Annotated in this window: 5 protein-coding genes; all 5 read right to left on the bottom strand. The window is 58.7% G+C overall.

Annotated features, from left to right (window positions below; genetic code table 11):
- Nucleotides 1-240: hypothetical protein (locus Q0288_RS16035; protein WP_299432684.1), on the bottom strand; the 240-nt coding region annotated here is incomplete at its 3' end.
- A gap of 91 nt (nt 241-331) precedes the next feature.
- Complete coding sequence (locus tag Q0288_RS16030) at nt 332-1,111, bottom strand: PhzF family phenazine biosynthesis protein (protein ID WP_299432681.1); 780 nt, start codon at nt 1,109-1,111, stop codon at nt 332-334.
- A gap of 408 nt (nt 1,112-1,519) precedes the next feature.
- Complete coding sequence (locus tag Q0288_RS16025; RefSeq protein ID WP_299432678.1) at nt 1,520-2,758, bottom strand: pitrilysin family protein; 1,239 nt, start codon at nt 2,756-2,758, stop codon at nt 1,520-1,522.
- 125 nt (nt 2,759-2,883) lie between these two features.
- On the bottom strand, nt 2,884-3,087 hold the full coding sequence (locus tag Q0288_RS16020) for a hypothetical protein (RefSeq protein WP_299432672.1): 204 nt from the start codon (nt 3,085-3,087) through the stop codon (nt 2,884-2,886).
- A gap of 9 nt (nt 3,088-3,096) precedes the next feature.
- Entirely contained in the window at nt 3,097-3,264 is a 168-nt protein-coding gene (locus Q0288_RS16015) for an insulinase family protein (RefSeq protein WP_299432687.1), read from the bottom strand.
- Nucleotides 3,265-3,269: the final 5 nt, after the last annotated feature.

The following is a 3,269-nucleotide window of genomic DNA, read 5'->3' as shown; positions in this document are numbered from 1 at the left end:
GGGGCCGCCATGGATCCACTGCCCGTTCACGTAAAAATCCACTTCGCCCTCGATGACATATTGGATTTCGTCCCAGGCGTGGGAATGTGACGGCGGCCCCTCCCGGTCAGTCGAGTTATATTCAATCACTTGCACGTTCCCGCCGCGCGCGACACGAAGGATGATTTCATCGTCCGGGTAGTGGACGGTTTCGAATTGATCTCCCGTGGTAACTCCGGCGGTCATTTGAACATCTTTCATTTTCTCTACTCCTCTTGAGTCCGCCCAACGCAAAGCTAAGCCGACCGCTGGAGCGTAGCGGAAGCGGGTCGGCTTGAGCGCCTCGTTAGGTTTAGAAGGCAATTTCTGCCTCCATGAACGTTACGGCACTTCCGGTCAGTACCACTCTGCCGGTTTTTACCTCGCATGTGAGGTTGCCACCACGCTTAGATACCTGTCTGGCGGACAGAGTATTTTTACCAAGTTTTTCGGCCCAGTACGGCGCAAGCTTGCAATGGGCGGCACCGGTGACGGGATCTTCAGGAATACCGATCTTGGGGGCAAAGAAACGACTGACAAAATCCACATCAGTGCCTGGCGCAGTAACGATAACGCCGCGCAAATCGAGCTGGCCGAGCAGGGCGTGGTTTGGCGTGATGGCGCGAACGGTTGCTTCGCTATCGAACACGGCCAAGTAGTCGTCGCCGGCCAATACCTCTATAGGACGCACGCCAAGGCCTTGAACCAAGGCTTCGGAAATCTCGCAAGCGGTTAACTTGTACGCGGGGAAATCCATTTGCAAGAGACTTCCCCGCTTTTTCACGAATAGATCACCGCTACGCGTTTCGAATGTAATGACTGATTCTGTGAAACCAAGATATTCAAAGATTACGTGAGCCGTTGCCAATGTGGCATGGCCACATAGATCAACTTCCTTGACCGGGGTAAACCATCTCAGGTTAAACCCCTTTGCGCTGGGTACGAAGAACGCGGTCTCTGACAAGTTATTTTCTTCGGCGATGGCTTGAAGCAAGTCATCGTCCAACCAGCTTTCCAAGGGGCACACTGCCGCCGGGTTTCCCTCAAAAGCTCGGGTTGCAAAAGCATCTACTTGGTATTGTTTGATTTTCATGTCCGGTAGTGTGTAGTGAGAAACCTAACTACTAGTTACACCACACCTGCGGTATAGCACCCCAAAAAGGGATGTTATGCCGCAATTTATGGGATCCAGACTCCGACGAAACTGTATTCATCCAAAACCTGCCCCTTTCTCGACTCGGTGCGGGGGGCCATCCGGGTTGGTTCGGCTGGCTCGAGGCCCCGAGCAGTTGTATTTGTACCTGTCGCCGATTTTATCAGGTTCCATCAGAAAACGCATCCATAAAGAGGGTAGACAAGCAGAGGATGTACCCACCACTACGCGGCGGCCTTAACCGCTGAATATCTTCCGGTTCACTGCCGGCCTGCAATCGTCGTATCCCGTGCCTTCAGGCCCCGCTAAGGCGGGCCGGGTCAAAGCCAGGCTCTTTTTTCTGACGCATCAGGCGGGTACCAGGCTGTATATAAAGCTCTTGCTAAAGGGCCTGGCCTCCAGAAGCCCATTTACATCGGCCAGCGTGACCGCCTCGACCTTGCGGGCCAGTTCGCCCAGGGGCTCGTAGGTCTGGTTGTAGGCATGGTTGAGGCCTACACTCATCAGACGTTGCATGGGGGTTTCACCCGCAAACACCAGGGCGGTGGCGAGCTTGTTCTTGGCCTGCTCGAGCTCTGCTGAACGCACCCCTTCGCGCTCGAGCCGATCCAGCTCTGCGCGCAGCACGGCCTTCACTACCTCCTCGTTGGCGGGGCTGGTCTGGGCATAGACATAAAACAGCCCGGCCCGGTCGGCCTGATCCGCCCCCGCCCCCACCGACTCCACCAGTCCCTTGTCGGTTAGGGCCCAGTGGAGTCGGCTGTTGCCCTCCTCGCCCAGGATATTGGCCAGGATGCTGGCCGCATAGCGTCGCGAATCCTGGGCCGAAACACCAGGGGCCAGCAGCGCCAGGTAGGTCTGAGTGGCTTTGGAATAAGGCTCGCGCAGCTCTCCCACGGTTGGGTCAACTTCGGGATAGGCCCGCTCGGCCTGGCCTTTGGCCCAGGAGGCGGTGAGCTGTTGCACCCGCTCGAGGGTTCGCTCCCACTCCACCTTGCCTGTCAGGGTCAGTACCAGGTTGGAGGGGGCATAGCGTCGAGCCTGGTACTGGGCCATCTGGTCGCGGGTCAACGCGCCAATCGAACGGGCCGTGCCCAGCACGCTGTTGCCCAGCGGATGCCCGGCAAAGTACCGCGCCCGCCCCCAGTCAAAAAGGATGATGTTGGGCCGGTCTTCGTAGAGGGCAATTTCTTCCAGAATAACCTGTTTCTCGGTGTCGAAGTCATCCGGGCGCAAGGCCGGGCGCATCAGGTCGGTCCAGAGTTCTAGCAGGCGGGGGGCAAACTCGGGCAGCACCGCCCCGTAGTAGACCGTATTCTCTTCGGAGGTATAGGCGTTGTACTGTGCGCCCATCCGATCGAACTCGAGGTTCACCTCGAAGCCATCGCGCCTGGCCGATCCCTTGAACAGCATATGTTCCAGAAAGTGCGACACCCCGGCCATTTCCGGGGTTTCGTCCCGGCTACCGGTCTTGCAAAAATAGCCCAGAGCTACACTTTTGGCCTCAGGATTGACCTCGGCAATGACGGTCAGGCCGTTCTCGAGGGTGGCTTGCTTGAACTGCACAGCAGACTTGGTGTGGGTCATACTCACTCCGAGGGTAAAGGGGGGTCAGGAACGGAAATCCGGGGGGTGATCCATGGACCGAGGCGGGGGCAGGGCAGAACCGGAAAAGTGCCCGTGGTGGCTTTTTCTCCCCAGCCCCTCGGCCATCACGTCATGGCCAGCTTCCTCGGCCCCAGGGTAGCGATCCAGGGGTTCTGGTAGGGGTTGGCGGCCAGGTAACGGTTGATGCGCGGCACATCCACCGCCGCGATCTGGGTCTCGATCTCGTCCAGAGTCCGAACCCGGCCAATCAGGTAGAGGTCGCGGGTGATGCTGGCTGCCCTCGAGCGCGACGATTCATCCTGCATCACCAGGGCCGTTCACAAACCAATCCGGGTGCGCTCGAGCTCCTCCTCGCTAACCCCCTCCGCAAGCCGGGCCACCTCGGCCTGCACCACGCGCAGGGTTTCGTCGGCCCGCTCGGGGGTGGTGCCGGCATACGCCGTGAGGTAACTATAGCCTTTGATGCCGTTGGGTGCGGCATACACCGAGT

It is taken from the genome of uncultured Meiothermus sp., assembly GCF_937863175.1.
In the GTDB taxonomy this organism is placed as follows: Bacteria; Deinococcota; Deinococci; order Deinococcales; family Thermaceae; genus Meiothermus.
The sequence above is the reverse complement of the archived record's forward strand: the minus strand, read 5'-3'. Positions and strand labels throughout refer to the sequence as shown.

Excerpts from the sequence above, each read along its gene's own strand:
- Q0288_RS16030 (WP_299432681.1), bottom strand. The coding sequence starts at position 1,111 with ATGAAAATCAAACAATACCAAGTAGATGCTTTTGCAACCCGAGCTTTT.
- Q0288_RS16025 (WP_299432678.1), bottom strand. The coding sequence starts at position 2,758 with ATGACCCACACCAAGTCTGCTGTGCAGTTCAAGCAAGCCACCCTCGAG.